A 19,031-nucleotide genomic window follows, 5' to 3' on the forward strand; every position below is an offset into this window, starting at 1 on the left:
CCTCTATGAGTGGAGAGAAGGCAGAGCTGCCGCGAAGCGTATTTTTTTCTTATCTGCGCTTTTTTCCGATTCCCGCTCGCCTTGCGCTTCCTCCACTATATCCAAGTCAAAAATTTGTTTGAAAAGAGCTATTTTTTGGGCAGCATCCCGTTCTCCCGAAAATTCCTTCACTTGCAAAATTGGATCTTTTAAAAGCTGATTAATAATGCTTTTCGTATGTTTACTCAATACTTTCCTTTCGCGATCCGTTAAATCTGGCAGTTTCCGTTCAATGCTTTTCATTGTTTCCGCTTGGATAGATAAAGCTTTTTCTCTTAGAGCGGCAATTACCGGAACGACTCCCAGCATGCTCAGCCACTCTTTAAAGTTTGAAAGTTCATGTTCAATCATTACCATGATTTTCTCTGCAGCAGCTTTACGCTCAGCAAGATTTTCTTGGACAATTCCTTCCAAATCGTCTATGTCGTATAAAAAAACGTTCTCCATTTGCGATATGGCAGGATCAATATCACGCGGTACGGCTATATCAACGAGAAAAAGCGGACGGCCTTTTCTCATTTTTTCCATTACAGTCATCATGCCGCTTGTAAGAATGTAATCTTTAGCTCCAGTCGAGCTGATCACAATATCCGCGTCCATGACAGTGCATTGGAGTTCCTTTAAGGATTTGGCATGTCCGGAAAATTGGTCGGCCAATGTTTTTGCCCGCTCAAATGTCCGATTGATAACCGTTACTTTTGTGGCACCATTAGAATATAAATTTTTAATGGCAAGCTCGCTCATTTTTCCTGCGCCAATAATTAACACATGCTTGTCCTGTAAGTGGCCAAACACTTTTTTGGCGAGCTCCACCGCGGCATAGCTTACTGATACGGCATTTGCTCCAATATCCGTTTCGGAATGGGCACGCTTGGCCAATGTAACCGCCTGCTTTAACAAATGGTTAAACACTGTGCCGGTTGCTCCGTTCTTTTGTGCCAAAAGAAAGCTGTCACGGATTTGTCCCAAAATTTGGGTTTCGCCGAGAATCATGGAGTTCAGACCACATGTCACTTTAAAAAGATGCTTGACAGCCGCGTCACTTTCATAAATGAATAAATGCTCTTCGAATTTACTTTTGTCGATTTGGAACCAATCAGACAAAAATTGCTTTATATAATAGCGCCCTGTATGAAGTTGATCCACCACTGCATACACTTCCGTCCGATTGCAGGTGGATACGATAACATTTTCCAGAATGCTTTTTCTGCCTTTTAACTCCAGCATGGCTGAAGACAAATCATTTTCGGCAAAAGCAAGCCTCTCCCTGATCTCCACGGGGGCCGTTTGATAATTTAATCCTACAACGATGATGTGCATATGAATATAGGCACCTCCATGTAAATGCTACTACAACTAGTATACCATTTAGATTAGAAGAATTCTAAAAAAGATGTGAACAGAAACCGAAATATGATATATTTAAGTGCGGAGACGACTGATCAGCCCCGACTAGCATAAGACAGACAGCACGGCGGCGTATTTTGCCGCACAGGCTGAATGACTCATGACCTCGAGGGGCTAGGAGCCGCAGCCGGATATATAAATGCGGAGACAAGCTGCTGATTTCATTCACCTCATGTACAAATTCCTCGAATAAACTTCGTGCTGCTTTGTGACTAGGTGAACGCTCTCCTGTATAGGAAGTGCCTTAGGAGCGCATTCTTCTCCGTTTCAGCTGAGATCTAGCTTTCCTTATGACTTCGACGGGCAATAAGCGCGTAGACAGGCTACCTGGCTTCTATCACATCGTGAAAGCTTCTACGATGAAGCTTGGCGACGAGGTGAACTCTGGATAAGCTTTGCCGAATAAGCGTGTATTCTTCCTGTATTCAGCGTGGCCGCAAAGTCGAATATATGATAGACTGTTGACTTCAATCCATCTTGGCGTCAATCACCGCAAGTGTATATTCGTCCCAGGGTTATGACCTAAAGGTATAGAGGGCGAAAACCAAACACCTTTACTGATAGGCTTGTGAACAAGCCTATTCACAAGTTATAATCCGGATTATTCCCTTAATGGAACATATCAAATAAACATACTGAAATCAATGAATTAGAGTTGGGTGTGAGTATTTTGACAAAAAAGGCAATTCTTTCCGGAATTACGTTTTTGGGCTTTGGCCTATACTTCCTGCTACAACAATATAATGTACAATTCTTTGACGGGTTATACACCTGGCCGACGCTCATCATCATTTTGGGCGTCGGTTTTATCACCCAGGCTTACAAGCAGAAAGATTACGAATTTATTTTGCCGGGCGTCGTCCTAACAGGTATTGGCATTCACTTTCATGTCATCCATAAGTTCGAGCTGTTTCAAGACCATGCCGGAGTGTTTCTTTTGCTTGTCTCTGTCGGGTTGTTGCTGACATATATTAAAACAGGATCAGGATTTATGTTGGGGTTGCTTTTTTTAATCGCCGCAACTCTCCTACTGTTTTTTGACCGCTTAACTCAGTGGGCAGCCGCCAAGGGTTATGATCTTTCAGTCGTTGAGAATTTTTGGCCCATATTCTTTATTGGTGTTGGATTATACTTTCTATTTCTCCAGCGAAAAAAATAGCAGCAGGAGCATATTCCAAATCAGCTGGTCGAGATAACCATTTTCTCCACAAGCTTTTTTTATATGCCCGAAAGTCAAAGACGCGTGATCTTTTCAATCAGTCAATTTCCGAGCAGCTCTATAACCAATTTTTGATGGCCAACAGATCAAAAGCCAAGCTGTAAAAAAGGCTGGGACATAAGCAAATACGAAATAGCAAAGGGGCCGGGACAAAACCCTGTAAAATGAAATAAACCACATGGAATCAAGTTTAAAAACCTTGATTTCATGCGGTTTATTCTCAAGATTTTACTACGTCAACATATTTCGCTTTCCGCAGGTCTCTTCAGCTTCCTCGGAAAGCAAAGGTCGCTTTCCTGCGGGATCTTCAACTCGAGCTATTCCCGCAGGAGTCTACCTATTTTGACTACGCTAAAAGCTTGCGTATGATACACTAGGACAATTGATCCCGCATGTAAGGCGCCGTAAGACTCCCACTTCAAAATCTTGAGTGAATACAAAAGGGCTAAGTGGGAGATAACGGCACCTAAATGCCGGATTCGTTTAACTAACATCAATAGGAGAGGGAAAAAAACGCCTACTGAATAAATTTACTTTATTGTTCGTTTTTTCATCAGCTGATTTTGTTGTGTCTCAGCCTCTGATCAGGAAAAAACTCTATCTTAATTTTGAAAATCTCCCAGTATTCCCCATACCTTATCCTTGCCTTCCCCTGTTTCCGAGGAAAAGACGATGATTTTGTCTTCCTGTTGCAGGTTTAACGTTTCTTTTGCCATTTTAACGTGTTTTTGCCACTTGCCCCTAGGGATTTTATCCGCTTTTGTGGCAATAACTATACAAGGCAGTTCATAATACTTTAAAAAGTCATACATGAGTACATCATCATCCATCGGGGGATGGCGCAAATCAATAATCAGCAGAACTGCTTTCAGCTCTTTTCTGCTCGTAAAATACGTTTCTATCATCTTCCCCCAGGCTTCCCGCTCTTTCTTTGATACCTTCGCATATCCATAGCCGGGAACGTCTACAAAAAATAGCTTTTCTTCAATTTTGTAAAAGTTTAACGTCTGGGTTTTTCCCGGCTTGGATGAAGTCCGGGCCAGGCTTTTGCGGTTGATCATTTTATTTATAAAAGAAGACTTCCCCACATTCGATCTGCCGGCAAGGGCAAATTCCGGCAGACCTTCATTAGGATATTGTTCCGGTTTTACGGCGCTAATGACGAGCTCTACATTGTTTACATTCATTTTGCTTCTCCTGTCAATGCCAATTCAAGCACTTCATCCATATGGGATACGGGATAAAATGTTAAAGACGCCCGAACACTTTCTGGAACATCGTCAATGTCTTTTTCATTATCCCTTGGTATTATAATCGTTGTCAGGCCTGCCCGGTGGGCGCCCATCGCTTTTTCTTTTACACCGCCGATTGGCAATACTCTGCCTCTGAGTGTAATTTCCCCTGTCATTCCTACTTCCTTTTTTACCTTGCGGCCAGTCAATGCTGACACAAGAGCAGTAGCAATCGTAATTCCAGCTGAAGGCCCGTCTTTAGGAACCGCTCCTTCCGGAACATGAATATGCACATCACATGTTTCGTGAAAGTCATCGGGCAATTTCAACTCTTCCGCTTTGGAACGGACATAACTAAATGCGGCTTGTGCCGATTCTTTCATAACATCGCCAAGCTTTCCCGTTAATATGAGCTTTCCTTTACCAGGTGTTAGCGTCACTTCGATTTGAAGCGTATCGCCTCCCACTGTTGTATAGGCAAGCCCGGTCGCCACTCCAATCTGGTCTTCCATTTCAGCTTGGCCATAGCGGTACTTTTTCTTGCCAAGTAAGTCCTCTAAATTTCGTACTGTGACAATCACCCGCTTCTTTTCCCCGGAAACAATCATTTTGGCGGCCTTTCGGCAGATTGAAGCAAGCTGTCTTTCCAGTTCACGAACGCCGGCTTCCCTCGTATAGTAACGGACGATGTTCCTCAAAGCCTCTTCCTTGATTTGCAACTGGCTTTTGGTTAAACCATGTTCCTTAATTTGTTTTGGTAATAAATGGTCTTTCGCTATATGAATTTTTTCGACTTCCGTATATCCAGCAATCGTAATGATTTCCATCCGGTCGCGCAATGGCCCCGGAATGGTTGCCAAATCATTGGCCGTAGCGAGAAACATCACATTGGAGAGATCGTATGTTTCTTCGATGTAATGATCGCTGAAAGTTTTATTTTGTTCCGGATCAAGCACTTCCAACATGGCAGAAGATGGATCTCCACGAAAATCATTGGACATTTTATCAATTTCATCCAAAAGAAAAACAGGATTTATGGTCCCCGCTTTTCGCATTCCCTGTATAATTCGGCCAGGCATCGCACCGACATAAGTGCGCCTGTGCCCTCTGATTTCCGATTCATCCCGAACGCCACCAAGCGAAATTCTCACAAAATTCCTTCCCATTGATTGGGCAATGGAGCGGGCCAAGCTTGTCTTACCGACTCCCGGGGGACCGACTAAACATAGAATCGGGCCTCTTAGTGATTTCGTCAATTGCTTAACAGACAAATACTCAAGCACGCGCTCCTTGACGTGCTTCAACCCGTAGTGATCACGCTCCAGAATTCTCTCCGCTTTATTGATGTTCAAATCATCCTTTGTTGCTTTCGTCCATGGCAAAGCGATAAGCCAATCCAAATAATTTCTTATAACCGAGCTTTCTGCAGATGTGGCGGGGACCTTTTCATACCTGTCCAACTCCCTGAGCGCGGCCATCTTGACATGCTCGGTCATTCCGGCTTTCTCAATTTTTTCGGTAAGCTCCGCAATTTCCCCGGTCTTCCCTTCTTTTTCGCCAAGCTCTTTTTGGATCGCTTTCATCTGTTCACGCAAATAGTACTCTTTTTGAGTCCTTTCCATGGATTGTTTGACCCGCTGACCAATCTTTTTCTCCAAATGAAGTACTTCTTTTTCATTGTGGATGATTTCAATCACTTTGGCGAGTCTTTCTTTCACATCAATCGTTTCTAAGATTTGTTGCCTGTCCTGCAGCTTTAATGGCAAGTGTGACACGATTATGTCAGCCATTCTTCCAGGCTCTTCAATATCAGAAACGGTCGCAAATGTTTCGGCCGAGATTTTTTTGGAAAGCTTGATATATTGCTCAAAATATTCAAGCATCGTTCTCATTAATGCTTGAATTTCAACATCTTTTTCTTCATCGTCCTTAAAAAGCTCCAAATCGGCTGCAAAGTAATTTTCCATCGAAACATACTTTTTCATTTCAGCCCGGGTAAGCCCCTCTACAAGAACGCGGATCGTTCCATTTGGCAGCTTGAGCATTTGTTTGACTTTCGTCAGCGTCCCCATTTTATATATATCGTCCTCACCGGGTTCATCAATGGATGTATCTTTTTGAGTCGTCAAAAAAATAAGATGGTCGGTGAGCATCGCCTGTTCCAATGCTTGTACGGATTGTTCCCTCCCGACATCAAGATGCAACACCATTGTAGGGAACACAAGCATTCCACGTAATGGAAGCAGGGGAACGAACGATTCTTTTTGTTTCGTCACATTCGTGCACCTCCCAATAAAATATCTTCCTTTATAAAAAGACGTTCTGACCGCTTATATCATTTTAGCTTATGAAGACAGTTTATGTCGAGGAACAGGCATTGTTACATACATTGGTCCAAGTTCAAAGCTTTTGTACAAATCGGCAAGTCGCACTAAACACTTTTCTTACTGTCCTTTTCAAATATATCCGGGAAAACAAATTCATGTTCGGCGTTGTTGACGAACACTGCTGAAAATACCTCTTCTATTCTTGAAACAGGAACAATTTCAATGCCTTGAATGTCTTTTAAAATCGCTTGCATGTTTTCTTTTGGAATGAGTACCGTTTTCGCTCCGGCCCGTTTGGCCGCTTTTACTTTCGAATAAATTCCCCCGACAGGTTTCACATCCCCTTTGATACCGATTTCCCCTGTCATGGCGACAGTGTTTTTCACGAGCAATTTATAAACGGCGGAATAAATCCCCGCGGCCATCGCAACGCCGGCCGAAGGACCGTCGATCGGAATACCGCCCGGAAAGTTTACATGGATATCGTACTGATTCGCCGGAACTCCCATCGACCTTAATGCCGTTAACACATTTTCCAATGAACCTTTCGCCATGCTTTTACGTTTAACCGATTTTCCCTGTCCATTAAAGCTTTCTTCCTCGACGATTCCGGTAATATTGATGGAGCCGGCATCCTTTGAAGGAATGACGATAACTTCAATTTCGAGGAGTGCGCCGCTGTTTGGCCCGGTAACCGCCAGTCCATTGACGATGCCCACCGTGGGCGTTTTTCCTATTTTCTTTTCATATTTTGGTGTTAATTGGCTCGCCTGCACAATCCATTCCAAATCAGAGTCAAGAATATGGTTCCTGTTCTCCGTGATGACAATTCCCGCGGCAATTTGAATCATATTTACGGCTTCTCTACCACTTGAAGCAAAAGACGATAAAGTGGAAAGACCCTTCTCCGATATAGAAAGATTGACTTTATTTGCTGCATTTTTTGCTACGCTCATTATTTCAGGCTGGTCAAGTTCCCTGAAAAAAACCTCCATACAACGCGAACGGATGGCTGGGGGGATTTCACTGGGCGTCCTGGTAGTGGCGCCGATTAACCTGAAATCGGCAGGAAGCCCTCTTTGAAATATTTCGTGAATATGCGCGGGAATTTGATTGTTTTCTTCACTATAATAAGCACTTTCAAAGAATACTTTTCTGTCCTCCAAAACCTTCAACAGCTTGTTCATTTGGATTGAATGAAGTTCGCCGATTTCATCAATAAATAACACACCGCCATGGGCATTCGAAACAGCGCCTTGCTTAGGCTGCGGAATTCCCGCTTGTCCCATCGCCCCCGCACCTTGATAAATGGGGTCATGCACCGAGCCGATTAACGGGTCTGCGATTCCTCGTTCGTCAAATCGGGCTGTAGTCGCATCAAGCTCAACAAATACGGAATTTGAACGGAAGGGAGAACGCGGATTTTTTTTAGCTTCTTCAAGAACAAGCCTAGCGGCTGCTGTTTTACCTACTCCCGGGGGGCCATAAATAATGACATGCTGGGGATTTGGGCCGCAAAGTGCTGCCCGCAGTGCTTTGATTCCATCCTCCTGGCCAACAATCTCTGCAAAGTCTGTTGGACGGACACGTTCAGATAGCGGTTCCGTTAATTGAATGGAGCGCATTTTACGCAGTTGCTCCATTTCTTTTTTCGATTCGCGATCAATTGTTACTTTTTGGGTCCTTTGATTTTTGAGCAAGTTAAAAAAATAGAGCCCGATAACCGTCCCAAAAAATAATTGAATGAACAAAACTATGACTGTCCAGTTCATCGCCTTCCCTCCTGATCACTTTTTTTGCATATGGGTAGTATCTCCGTAGGCGATCAGGAATAAACGGTACATTTCTTTCAAACAAAAAAAGGAAGCAATTTTGCTTCCTTTCATCTTATATTATGCCCCTTTTAAAATGGTACCGTCTTCCAGTACGAGTTTTGGAGGCAAGTCGTTCAAAACGGACTCTTTTGTAATGATACATTTTTTGATGTCTTCTCGAGAAGGCAAGTCGAACATGACATCCAGCATGATGCTCTCAATAATGGAGCGAAGGCCGCGCGCTCCGGTTTTTCTTTCAATTGCTTTTTTAGCGATTTCACGGAGGGCCTGTTCTTCGAACTCAAGTTCCACGTTGTCAAGCTCAAGCATTTTTTGATACTGCTTGACGAGGGCATTCTTTGGTTTCGTCAAGATTTCAACGAGCGCGTCTTCGTCAAGAGGTTCCAAGCTTGAAATGACAGGAAGGCGTCCGATAAATTCCGGAATTAACCCAAATTGAAGCAGATCTTCCGGCAGCACTTTGGCCAGTAATCCTTTTTCCTCAACCTCATCACCTTGATTATCAGAACCAAACCCAATCACTTTTTGTCCAAGGCGGCGTTTGATGATCTGTTCAATTCCATCAAATGCTCCTCCACATATAAAGAGAATATTGGTTGTATCAACTTGGATGAATTCCTGATGGGGATGCTTCCTTCCGCCTTGGGGCGGAACGCTGGCAACGGTTCCTTCCAAAATTTTCAAGAGAGCTTGCTGTACCCCTTCTCCGGATACGTCACGTGTAATGGAAGGATTTTCCGACTTTCTGGCGATTTTATCTATCTCGTCAATATAAATAATCCCTCTTTCCGCTTTCTCCACATCGTAGTCTGCGGCTTGGATTAATTTTAATAAAATGTTCTCGACATCTTCCCCGACATATCCCGCTTCAGTTAAAGAAGTCGCATCCGCAATCGCAAATGGCACATTCAAAATCCGGGCGAGTGTTTGGGCAAGGAGCGTTTTTCCGCTTCCAGTCGGTCCAATTAAACAGATGTTACTTTTCGTCAATTCCACATCATCGATTTTGCTGTTGGAATTTATCCGCTTGTAATGGTTATAAACCGCTACAGCAAGTGATTTTTTCGCCTGTTCCTGGCCAATTACATATTCTTTTAAAATCTCGCGAATTTCACGCGGCTTCGGGATATCCTTAAACTCAAATTCCTCTTCTGTTCCAAGCTCTTCCTCGACTATCTCGGTGCAGAGCTCTATGCATTCATCACATATATATACACCTGGTCCGGCAACCAGTTTACGAACCTGCTCCTGTGTTTTTCCACAAAAGGAACACTTTAGTTGTCCTTTTTCCTCATTGAATTTAAACAATGAACTCTCACCCCTTTAATAACTATACGCTGGTTTCATCGTGGAAATGATGCTGCTGTTAAATAGTTATGTATTGCATTGTAGCATACTTTTTCATAAAATATACAATTTTTCGCTCATGAAATAGTATGTTGTGTTTCTTGCTTGATATGTCGGCTAAATTTATTATGTATGTATTTCGGAAGCTTTTTATGTTTGAATAGCGAAAAATGATTGGAGCGGTCCCGCACTGGCAAAATCTGTAATTGGTATAAAACAAGGCACGAAGTAACCCGCGCCTTGTTTTATCTATCGTATGTTGAGTAAGTGAACGTTATGTTTATTTATATTATGCACTAGTTTTACTGTTTTCAACAAGAAATTCGACTGCTTTTTGAATTTTTAAGTCGGCTTTAATGTGATCAAGGTTTTCGCCGAACGCTTTTTTAACTTCTTCAACAGACATATTATACGTATCCGCCATTTTTTGAAGTTCTTTCTCGACGTCTTCATCACTTGCTTCAAGATTTTCCGCGTTAGAGATAGCCTCGAGCGTTAGGTTCATGCGAACGCGTTTTTCGGCGTCCTCTTTCATCTGGCTCTGAAGCGCTTCTTCATCCTGGCCGGAGAATTGGTAATATAAATCGAGGTTCATGCCTTGCATTTGCAGACGCTGTTCAAACTCCCGCATCATGTTCTGCAATTCATTGTCAACCATCACTTCAGGCAAATCGATTTCTGTATTGTCCGTCGCCTTTTCAACGAGCGTGTCACGCAGTTTCTGATCCGCTTCTTGCTCTTTGCTTTTTGTCAAACGTTCTTTGATCGATGCTTTTAACTCATCAAGTGTTTCAGCTTCATCGTCGACGTCTTTGGCAAACTCATCGTCAAGCTCAGGAAGCTCTTTCGCTTTAATTTCGTGAACTTTTACTTTGAAAACAGCAGGCTTGCCGGCTAATTCTTCCGCATGATATTCCTCTGGGAATGTGATTTCCACATCTTTTTCCGCACCAGGCTCAACCCCTACGAGCTGCTCTTCAAAACCAGGGATGAAGGCTCCCGAACCTAATTCAAGCGAATAATTCTCTGACTTGCCGCCTTCGAATGGTTCTCCGTCAACAAAGCCCTCAAAGTCGATGACGACCGTGTCGCCCTCTTCAGCCTTGCCTTCCTCTTTAATCACGAGTTCTGCTTGACGCTCTTGGAGCATTTTCAATTCATTCTCCACATCTTCGTCTGTTACTTCCGTATCCATCTTCTCCACTTCTAACCCTTTATAATCACCAAGTTTTACTTCGGGTTTGACTTGGACAGTTGCTTTGAAAATTAACTCTTTGCCTTTTTCCATTTGCTCAATGTCAATTTCCGGCTGATCAATCGGCTCGATTCCCGTTTCCTTTATCGCGGCCATATAAGCTTCAGGCAGAATGACATCAAGCGCGTCCTGATACAGGGCCTCTACTCCGAAACGCTTTTCAAATAAAGAACGCGGAATTCTTCCTTTACGGAAGCCGGGAATGGACACTTGCTTGACAACTTTCTTAAAAGCTTCGTCAAGTCCTTTGCTTACCGTTCCTTCATCAACTTCCACGGTAAGAATCCCCTTATTTCCTTCTAACTTTTCCCATTTTGCTGACATATTTATTACCTCCAACCACGATTACTTCATTATTTAAGATTATGTAAACCTTATAACTTTTGATATTACTGGCACTGGCATAACCATTACATTGTAACATAATATTATTTTCATGAAAAGCCATGTACTCAACCCATTTGTTCTGATACTTGTTCAAGGAGCTCCAAAAATGAGAGGACTTCATCAAGCTCTGTCTCTTCCAATCCAAGTTTTTCCGCCGCCTTTTTTTTGTTCCAATCCTCCCCGTACATCATTCGGCTATATCCGCGGTAGACGGCTGCCCATAGCATCATTTTTTCGTATTCGGGTTCAAAAGGAAACATCAGGAACTGATGGCGCTTTATCATTTCTTTGACCTGTCTCATCAAAACCGGATTTTCATGTTCAAGTTCTTTTTCCAACTCTGATTGAACTGATTGAAAAAAAGGTGTTTCTGTTACGTCTGGAAGAGTTGACGGATTGAATGTCCCCGAAAAGCCTAGCTTTCTGACTTCAACTGTTCGCTCGATGTGATGTTCTTTCAAAACATTCAAAGCGACTGTCTGTAAAAACGGATGCGCCTGGCCATTCTTCAGTAACCCCACAACCGATTCCAAGTAAGGCTGAATATTTTTATCAGCCAGCGAACCGAGTTTTATAATCTGCTCTTGAAAGCTTCCTTCGGTTACCTCTTCTGCGGACACGGATTTTTCTACAAAATCGTTCTTTTTATTGTCAACTGTTTTTTTGCTAAAGTTCAAAAGCGTTTGATAGTGCTCTCTTTTGTCTTCCGGCACATGTTGCTCTTCAAAAAGGGTTTCCAGTGTGTGGACCACCTCGTCATGCAAATGTAATTGTATTAAAATCATTAAATAAAGATCGAATACTTCATAATAATCTCCTGCTCCTTGCAGAAGCATTTCTTTCGCAATATCTTTCGCTTCTTCATAATCTCCCTTTTCATAAAGAGCGATTACAAGCGCTTTATCAATTTGAGGGTCTTCAGGCGACAATTCTTTTGCCTGCTGCAGCAAATTCACCGCATCTGCATATTGATGATTTTCCAAGCTGTCAATCCCCTTCCGAAACAGCCTTTCTTTTAATCCCGGAAAAAGGATTACGTTATCTTTTTTCATTTCCATCCCTTCTTATCTGTCGACACAACTTCTATAAGATAGTAAAAAATAGTTTAGCACGAGCCTCCCTCAAAAACAAACATGAAAAGAGTACAAATAAGAAGGAATATTTGTAATTTTAATAGAATATACATGATATAGGACAAAATACAGCAAATTTTTCACTCAAAAGCTGGAAGGAGGGGTATTCACTGGCTGGTGCACTGCAAGGAATAAGAGTGCTCGACCTATCCAGAGTTTTGGCAGGACCGTATTGTTCCATGATACTGGGGGACTTGGGTGCTGAAGTCATTAAAGTGGAAGCGCCCAATGGAGGAGATGAAACGAGAAAATGGGGACCCCCGTTCAAAAAAGGAGTGAGTGCCTATTATTTATGCGCCAATAGAAACAAGAAAAGTATCACTGTCAATTTAAAAACAGACGAAGGCATAGAAATTATTAAAAAACTCGTTGGAAAAAGCGATGTGTTAATCAACAACTTTAAAACCGGGACAATGCAACGCCTTGGATTGGGCTATGAATCTTTAAAAGAAATAAACCCCGGACTCGTATACTGCTCCATTACCGGATTTGGAGAAACAGGACCATATAAGCATTTGGCCGGCTATGACTTTATCATCCAAGCAATGAGCGGCCTCATGAGCATCACGGGGGACGAGCGTTCCGGGCCCCAAAAAACAGGTGTGGCCATATCCGATGTACTGACTGGTTTATATGCCTGCATTGGCATCCAGGCAGCCCTCATTGAGCGCCGGCATTCGGGAATAGGGCAAAAAATTGACATGGCGCTATATGACAGTGCGGTAAGCGCTTTAATCAATATGGCAAGCAATTACTTAATGTCGGGAGTTGCTCCCAAGCTGATCGGCAATGAGCACGCCAACATCGTTCCTTATCAAGCTTTTTCGACAAAAGACGATAAAGTTGTCATTGCTGTCGGCACTGACAAGCAATTTATGACATTATGCGAGATTTTGGACGTTCCCCATTTGGCATGCGACGAAAGATTTCTGACCAATTCAAAACGGGTCGAACATCGCGAACAGCTAATACCGCTTTTGCAAACGCAACTTTTCACAAAAACGGCCGCCGAATGGATCGATCGTTTCCGCGAGAAAAACATTCCATGCGGCCCGATTCAAAGTATGGACCAATTGGAAAGCGATCCCCAGCTTCAAGCAAGAAGTATGTTCCATTCTATGGATCATCCAACAGCCGGAGAAATCAAACTGGTTGGAAGTCCGTTAAAACTATCACGAACACCGGCCGCGATTAAATATTACCCGCCTGATGCCGGAGAGCATACAATAGAAGTTTTGCAAGCTCTCGGCTACGGAAAAGATCAAATACAATCTTTGAAAATGAACAATATCGTTTGAGGAGGGGTCCCATTGAATTTCGATTTTACCGAGGAACAATTGTTATTGAGAAAAACAGTGCGCAACTTTGTAGACAAAGAAATCATGCCTTATATCGGTGAATGGGATGAGAAGGGAGAGTTTCATCCGGAAATCATCAGAAGACTTGCCACCCTTGGATTAATGGGGGTTTGTATACCGGAAAAATATGGCGGCAGCGGCATGGACTACAACTCCCTCGCCATCGTATGCGAAGAGCTTGAAAGAGGAGATACGGCTTTTCGCACGGCGGTGTCGGTACATACCGGCTTAAACAGCATGACACTGCTGCAATGGGGAACAGAAGAGCAAAAACAAACATATTTGGTGCCGCAAGCAAAAGGGGAAAAAATTGGAGCATTCGGCTTGACCGAACCGAATGCCGGGTCTGACGTAGCCGCCATGCAGTCTACCGCTGTCAAAGATGGAGATTATTATATTTTGAATGGCCAAAAAACATGGATCTCCCTTTGTGATGTGGCCGATCACTTCCTTGTGTTTGCCTATACGGATAAAAGCAAAAAGCATCATGGCATTTCCGCGTTCATCGTAGAGAGAACGATGGAAGGGTTCTCATCAAAAGCCATCAAGGGCAAACTGGGGATACGCGCGGGAAATACCGGCGAGATATTTTTTGATCATATGAAAGTGCCAAAGGAAAACTTGCTTGGCGAGGAAGGAGAAGGCTTTAAAATTGCCATGTCTGCACTGGACAGCGGCCGCTTTACAGTAGCTGCGGGCGCCTGCGGACTGATTATGGCCTGTTTGGAAGCAAGCTTAACGTATTGCCATGAAAGAGAGACATTCGGGAAAAAGATAGGGGAACATCAGCTTGTCAAGCAAATGCTCGCCAATATGGAAGCAGGCTTGCAAATGAGCCGGCTGCTCGTATATCGGGCCGGGGAGTTGAAAAATAAAGGCGTTAGAAATACACGGGAAACATCCCTTGCCAAATGGCAAGCATGCGATTTTGCCAATAAAGCGGCAGACGACGCGGTGCAAATTCATGGAGCTTATGGATATTCCAACGAATATCCCGTCGAGCGCTACTTAAGAAACTCCAAAGCGCCAGTTATATATGAAGGAACTCGGGAAATTCATACAATCATGCAAGCAGATTATGTGTTGGGCTACAGGAAAGATAAGCCGTTAAATAAAATGCTTCCGGCCTGGCCGTTTGAGGAGTAACATGTTTGCTCGTTATTCGTGGCTTGGAAAAAGTTTATATTGGATTAGATAGATAGTTTTTCAGGATAAGTGCCTGAGCATTTTTGAAAAAGTTGGATTGTATTTTCGAAAAGTGAATAGTCTTAAAGCAGTGATTAAAAAATTGGCAAGTATTCCTCAAAAAGCGGATATGATCTAGTAAAAAAATAGTTCAGCACAAAAATACCCGATTGAATCGATCCACATTGCAGAAAAGGAAGGACCAAAACCATATAAAAATGAGTAAACCGCATGAAATCAAATTTAAAACCTTGATTTCACGCGGTTTTTTCACGATTTGTAAGAATAGCAATTCGTTTTTAACTATGTCTCGCCCTCTCTTGCATTCTTGTTGGATACGAATAATATCAAGCTCGTTCGTATTCGGTCTCCTTGATCAAAACCTGCCTGTCTGCCATTTCTTTTATATAAAGCGGACCCGGAACGATCTGTTCGGGAGGAAACACACCTCTTTTGTTAATGACGCCAGTTCCGATCATTTGGGCCACGACAGAGATCGTATTGGCTGTGGCTCGCGCCATGGCTGTCACGTTTTCCCGGCGGTCTTTATATGCCGCCATCTCATATGCAAATGTTCTATTTTTAAAATCCTTTTCACCTGAGACAATGACACGCAGCAAAACAACGTCATCCCGGTCCCCCAATTCCGTAATGGGGTTGAGTACCTTTAGTAAAACATCACGCGGCTTTACGTTCGTTTTACCTATTTGAACCCAATAATCATTCCGGGTTAAATGGAGGTCGACAAGCAATTGAAATTTGTCGCGGTGGCCCGGGTAGCGGATCGTTTTGTATTCCAATGTATTTAATTCCGGATACGACTTGGACAACGTCGACGTTCCTCCTGATGTATGAAAAGCTTCCAGTGGCCCGAATTTTTCAAAATAAATTGGCTCCACTTCTGATAAGGAGGGAACTTCCTGTTTCTTTCCGTCACGAATAATCAAGGATGGATCTGTATAATGATCGAGCAGCCCTTCCAAAGAAAAAACATGATGATATTCAAGCGGAGGCTCCGGCCGAAGCGGAATGCCGCCGACATATAGTTTGATCGATTGCGGGGAATCCAGTTTACTGGCGCCATAGCCAGACAATATATTGATCATGCCGGGCGCTACACCTAGATCGGGAACCAAAGTAACATTCGCCCTCTTAGCTTCCTCATGAAGCGCCAGGACTCTATAGGTAATGTGGCCAATATGTCCCCCAAGATCCACCACACTCGTTCCGGCTTCAATCGCCGCCTTTGCAACCTTTTCATTAAATGAGTAAAAAAGGGCGTTGAGAACAACATCATAATGTTGTAAAAATCGAACAAGCTCTTGCGAATTGCCCGCATCCAAACGGAACGCCTTTATTTTCGGGGAATGTATTTGGCGGCACACTTCCTCTGCCCGTTCCAAGTCGATATCCGCCAAACCCACCGCCTCTACATGTTTCCCTTTTACAAGATCCCTCGCCGCTTCCTTACCCATCAATCCTGCCCCTAATACTGCTGCACGCATACTTCTTCCCCTCCCCAGCTTTTTTATCATTTTATGCCGGGGGCGACGGAAGAATTAAAAGAGCGTGCAAAAATACAAGCGAATACCTCTTTTAGCGAATGAATCAGCCTTCGCCATATAGACTTTCAGAAAAAGAGGTTACTTTATCCCAAACAGTAAGGAAGGATTTTATTACCACTTAATGAAGGGCGGGGCAAATAACGCTTCTTCATCATTGTGAATCCCAAACAGTATAATTTTTATTACCAGCTAGTGTGTCTCTTTTTTGGTGCAATAACCACCAATCTCGGCAATTGTACAAAGAAATCGAAAGCGCTTTTAATTGATGTTGGATTGATTCACTTTTCCATACTTTTCTTTCAAAGTATATGTTAATACTTTACCTTGTAAATTTCTTGGCAACATCTTCACAAACTCGACTTTATGCGGGATTTTATATTTCGCCATTTTTCCAGTACAGTATTCAATGATTTCTCTCTCACTAACATCTTGATCATCATGTAAAGCGATAACCGCCATTGGCACCTCTCCCCACTGATCATGGGGGACTCCAATCACTGCCGCTTCCCGTACTGAAGGATGCTCATGTAAAACGGCCTCTATTTCAGCAGGATAGACATTAAATGCTCCTGAGATAATCATATCTTGCTTTCTTTCTACCAAATAATAAAAGCCTTCATCGTCCTGTCGAGCCATATCACCTAAGCCAAGCCACTCCCCCCGGAAAGCTTCATTCGTGGCTTGAGCATTATGATAATATCCTTTGCAAAGTGTAAGACCCCTAACAAGGATTTCTCCCACTTCTCCTTGCTTTACTTCGTTGCCATCTTGATCTACTATTTTTAATTCCATTCCCAACATAGGCAAACCGACGCAACGGTCTTTTTTTCTCATATATTCATGATGTAAATTGGCAGCGCCACCAAGCTCAGACGCGCCATAAAATTCATTTAGTTCTGCATTCGGAAAGAACTCGAGCGCTTTTGTCTTTGTACGAGTCAGTAGTGGTGCACCAACTGAAATAACTGATTTCATTGAAGATACATCAAAACTATTTTTTATTTCATCTGGCAATGCAAAAATCGCGTCTAACATGGGTGGCGCTAAAAAAGCGGTAGTGGTCTTTTCCTGATCGATCGCTTTTAATACTTCTAATGGATGGAATTGTTCTACTATATGAATCGGATTTCCCACGAACAGATTCGGCATTGCAATGGATATCGCAGCCGCACCAAACAGCGGCCCGGCAGCAAGTCCCTTTCCATTTCGGCTAATTGAAAATTCAATACTAAAGTGTGTAAGTACGAGATATAAACTTCTATGAGTATGAATAGCCCCTTTGGGAAGCCCAGTTGTTCCACCCGTGTACATCAAACATAATTCATCTAACTCGCTTAACGGTTCCGCTATTTCGGGCTCGCTGGCAGGGAAACGTTCTATCCATTCGTCATATATTGTAAAAGATAAGCGATCTTGATTCCCAACAGTGACAAAATATTTTGTTGTCAACAATTCTTGGTGAATTTTTGAAACCTCATCACCAAAACGGTAGTCGTACATAAATAATATAGCTCCGGAATCATCTAACACATGCTTTATTTCCCTCGCTGTAAAACGTGAATTTATCGGGACATACATAGCGCCAATTTTGCTGCAAGCTACTATGATTTCAAATAACTCATTGCCATTAAACAACATAAATGCCACTTTATCACCTTTTTGAATTCCTCTATCCAGTAAAGCGTTGCCCAATTGATTGACCCTATTATTAAATTGACGATAGGTAAATCTCTTCCCTTTAAATGAAAGCGCTACCTTTTCCGGGTAACGAATAGAATTGAGCTTGATCGGATCGCCAACAAGCATCTGCTTCATTTTTACCATCTCCTTTCGGTTTATGATTTGTATGAGCGTCGCACTGGAAGATCATATACTGCTTATTTTTCTCCTAAATGAGTACAACGTTAATACAATGAAGCACATTTTTCCTACTTCACTCATTCTCCACAATTCCATGATCAAAATGGAAATTGGTTTAAATGCTGTCCCCCGTCCATTGTGACGACTTCTCCATTCATAAAAGAAGCCTCATCTGAGAGGAGAAAATAGGCAAGTGCCGCAATTTCCTCAGGTTTGCCGCACCTTTTTAAGGGAATCGATTGTAAAGTTCTTTCCGCCATTTTCTCAGAAAGCACCAACTTATCAGCGCCGCCTGTTCCTTCAATTGGTCCGGGAGCTATTGCGTTTGAACGAATGCCATACTTGCTGCCCCATTCTACGGCAAGGGTGCGAGTCAAACTTAACACGCCAGCTTTGGCTGCGGCACTATGAACAACCCCTGCCCCGGCATCCCAGGCATAGGTGGCCACCATATTTAAAATGGTCCCTTTTTTCTGTTCATTTATCCAATACTGCCCCACTGCTTTTGTACAGTAAAACGTTCCGTTCAGAACAATATCAATGACTGAGTTCCACCCGTTAATGGATAAGTCCTCGGCAGCCACGACAAAATTGCCGGCGGCATTGTTCACAAGGTGATCGATCGTGCCAAAAACGCGGATTGTCTCTTCAACCATTCGTTTTACATCTTCAATACTGCGGACATCCATTGGAACATATGCTACTTCCCCTTTTGCCGTTTCCATCAATTCATCTTTTACAGCTTGCAGACGTTCTTCATTTCTTCCCGTGATGACGACATTCGCGCCTTCATTCGCAAAGCGCCGCGCCATCGCTTTCCCTAATCCACTAGAACCGCCTGTAACAATAACAACTTCATCTTTCATATCATATCCTCCCTGT

13 protein-coding genes are annotated in these 19,031 nt (G+C 43.0%); 3 read left to right on the forward strand and 10 right to left on the reverse strand.

The window, feature by feature from the left end; all coding sequences use genetic code 11:
- Positions 1–3 precede the first annotated feature (3 nt).
- Positions 4–1,359: a glutamyl-tRNA reductase gene (gene hemA, locus JOC94_RS02065; protein WP_205178272.1), complete on the reverse strand. Its 1,356-nt coding sequence runs from the start codon at positions 1,357–1,359 to the stop codon at positions 4–6.
- A 748-nt stretch (positions 1,360–2,107) separates the two neighbouring features.
- Here hemA and JOC94_RS02070 point away from each other — a divergent pair.
- Positions 2,108–2,605: a LiaI-LiaF-like domain-containing protein gene (locus JOC94_RS02070; protein ID WP_328799756.1), complete on the forward strand. Its 498-nt coding sequence runs from the start codon at positions 2,108–2,110 to the stop codon at positions 2,603–2,605.
- 662 nt (positions 2,606–3,267) lie between these two features.
- Here JOC94_RS02070 and yihA read toward each other — a convergent pair.
- The 6 genes from yihA to JOC94_RS02100 form a co-directional block, all read right to left on the reverse strand.
- On the reverse strand, positions 3,268–3,852 hold the full coding sequence (yihA, locus tag JOC94_RS02075) for a ribosome biogenesis GTP-binding protein YihA/YsxC (RefSeq protein WP_205178276.1): 585 nt from the start codon (positions 3,850–3,852) through the stop codon (positions 3,268–3,270).
- Complete coding sequence (gene lon, locus JOC94_RS02080) at positions 3,849–6,173, reverse strand: endopeptidase La (protein ID WP_205178278.1); 2,325 nt, start codon at positions 6,171–6,173, stop codon at positions 3,849–3,851. The genes yihA and lon overlap by 4 nt, the downstream gene beginning before the upstream one ends.
- Positions 6,174–6,328: 155 nt before the next feature.
- Positions 6,329–7,996 carry an ATP-dependent protease LonB gene (lonB, locus tag JOC94_RS02085; RefSeq protein ID WP_205178279.1) on the reverse strand — a complete coding sequence of 556 codons (1,668 nt, stop codon included), beginning with the start codon at positions 7,994–7,996 and terminating at the stop codon, positions 6,329–6,331.
- A gap of 120 nt (positions 7,997–8,116) precedes the next feature.
- Positions 8,117–9,367 carry an ATP-dependent protease ATP-binding subunit ClpX gene (clpX, locus tag JOC94_RS02090; protein ID WP_077111233.1) on the reverse strand — a complete coding sequence of 417 codons (1,251 nt, stop codon included), beginning with the start codon at positions 9,365–9,367 and terminating at the stop codon, positions 8,117–8,119.
- A gap of 328 nt (positions 9,368–9,695) precedes the next feature.
- Entirely contained in the window at positions 9,696–10,985 is a 1,290-nt protein-coding gene (tig, locus tag JOC94_RS02095; RefSeq protein ID WP_205178280.1) for a trigger factor, read from the reverse strand.
- Positions 10,986–11,113: 128 nt separating this feature from the next.
- Positions 11,114–12,100, reverse strand: a complete 987-nt coding sequence (locus JOC94_RS02100; protein WP_205178281.1) for a tetratricopeptide repeat protein — start codon at positions 12,098–12,100, stop codon at positions 11,114–11,116.
- Positions 12,101–12,291: 191 nt separating this feature from the next.
- Between JOC94_RS02100 and JOC94_RS02105 the strand changes: the two genes are divergently transcribed.
- Both JOC94_RS02105 and JOC94_RS02110 read left to right on the forward strand, forming a co-directional pair.
- On the forward strand, positions 12,292–13,479 hold the full coding sequence (locus tag JOC94_RS02105) for a CaiB/BaiF CoA transferase family protein (protein WP_205178524.1): 1,188 nt from the start codon (positions 12,292–12,294) through the stop codon (positions 13,477–13,479).
- 12 nt (positions 13,480–13,491) lie between these two features.
- Positions 13,492–14,685 carry an acyl-CoA dehydrogenase family protein gene (locus JOC94_RS02110; RefSeq protein ID WP_205178282.1) on the forward strand — a complete coding sequence of 398 codons (1,194 nt, stop codon included), beginning with the start codon at positions 13,492–13,494 and terminating at the stop codon, positions 14,683–14,685.
- 386 nt (positions 14,686–15,071) lie between these two features.
- Here the strand turns inward: JOC94_RS02110 and JOC94_RS02115 are convergent, their stop codons facing one another.
- The 3 genes from JOC94_RS02115 to fadH all read right to left on the reverse strand — a co-directional run bounded on the left by JOC94_RS02115 (position 15,072) and on the right by fadH (position 19,015).
- Complete coding sequence (locus JOC94_RS02115; protein ID WP_205178283.1) at positions 15,072–16,259, reverse strand: saccharopine dehydrogenase family protein; 1,188 nt, start codon at positions 16,257–16,259, stop codon at positions 15,072–15,074.
- Positions 16,260–16,547: 288 nt separating this feature from the next.
- Positions 16,548–18,104 (reverse strand): class I adenylate-forming enzyme family protein, encoded by a 1,557-nt coding sequence (locus JOC94_RS02120; protein WP_205178285.1) that lies wholly within the window; start codon positions 18,102–18,104, stop codon positions 16,548–16,550.
- Between the two features lie 143 nt (positions 18,105–18,247).
- Positions 18,248–19,015: a 2,4-dienoyl-CoA reductase gene (gene fadH, locus JOC94_RS02125; protein WP_205178287.1), complete on the reverse strand. Its 768-nt coding sequence runs from the start codon at positions 19,013–19,015 to the stop codon at positions 18,248–18,250.
- Positions 19,016–19,031: the final 16 nt, after the last annotated feature.

This window comes from Siminovitchia thermophila (assembly GCF_016909185.1).
Taxonomy (GTDB): Bacteria; Bacillota; Bacilli; order Bacillales; family Bacillaceae_C; genus Siminovitchia; species Siminovitchia thermophila.

Coding starts and splice junctions, on each gene's coding strand:
- hemA (WP_205178272.1), bottom strand. CDS start 1,359: ATGCACATCATCGTTGTAGGATTAAATTATCAAACGGCCCCCGTGGAG.
- yihA (WP_205178276.1), bottom strand. CDS start 3,852: ATGAATGTAAACAATGTAGAGCTCGTCATTAGCGCCGTAAAACCGGAA.
- lonB (WP_205178279.1), bottom strand. CDS start 7,996: ATGAACTGGACAGTCATAGTTTTGTTCATTCAATTATTTTTTGGGACG.
- tig (WP_205178280.1), bottom strand. CDS start 10,985: ATGTCAGCAAAATGGGAAAAGTTAGAAGGAAATAAGGGGATTCTTACC.
- JOC94_RS02100 (WP_205178281.1), bottom strand. CDS start 12,100: ATGAAAAAAGATAACGTAATCCTTTTTCCGGGATTAAAAGAAAGGCTG.
- JOC94_RS02115 (WP_205178283.1), bottom strand. CDS start 16,259: ATGATAAAAAAGCTGGGGAGGGGAAGAAGTATGCGTGCAGCAGTATTA.
- JOC94_RS02120 (WP_205178285.1), bottom strand. CDS start 18,104: ATGAAGCAGATGCTTGTTGGCGATCCGATCAAGCTCAATTCTATTCGT.
- fadH (WP_205178287.1), bottom strand. CDS start 19,015: ATGAAAGATGAAGTTGTTATTGTTACAGGCGGTTCTAGTGGATTAGGG.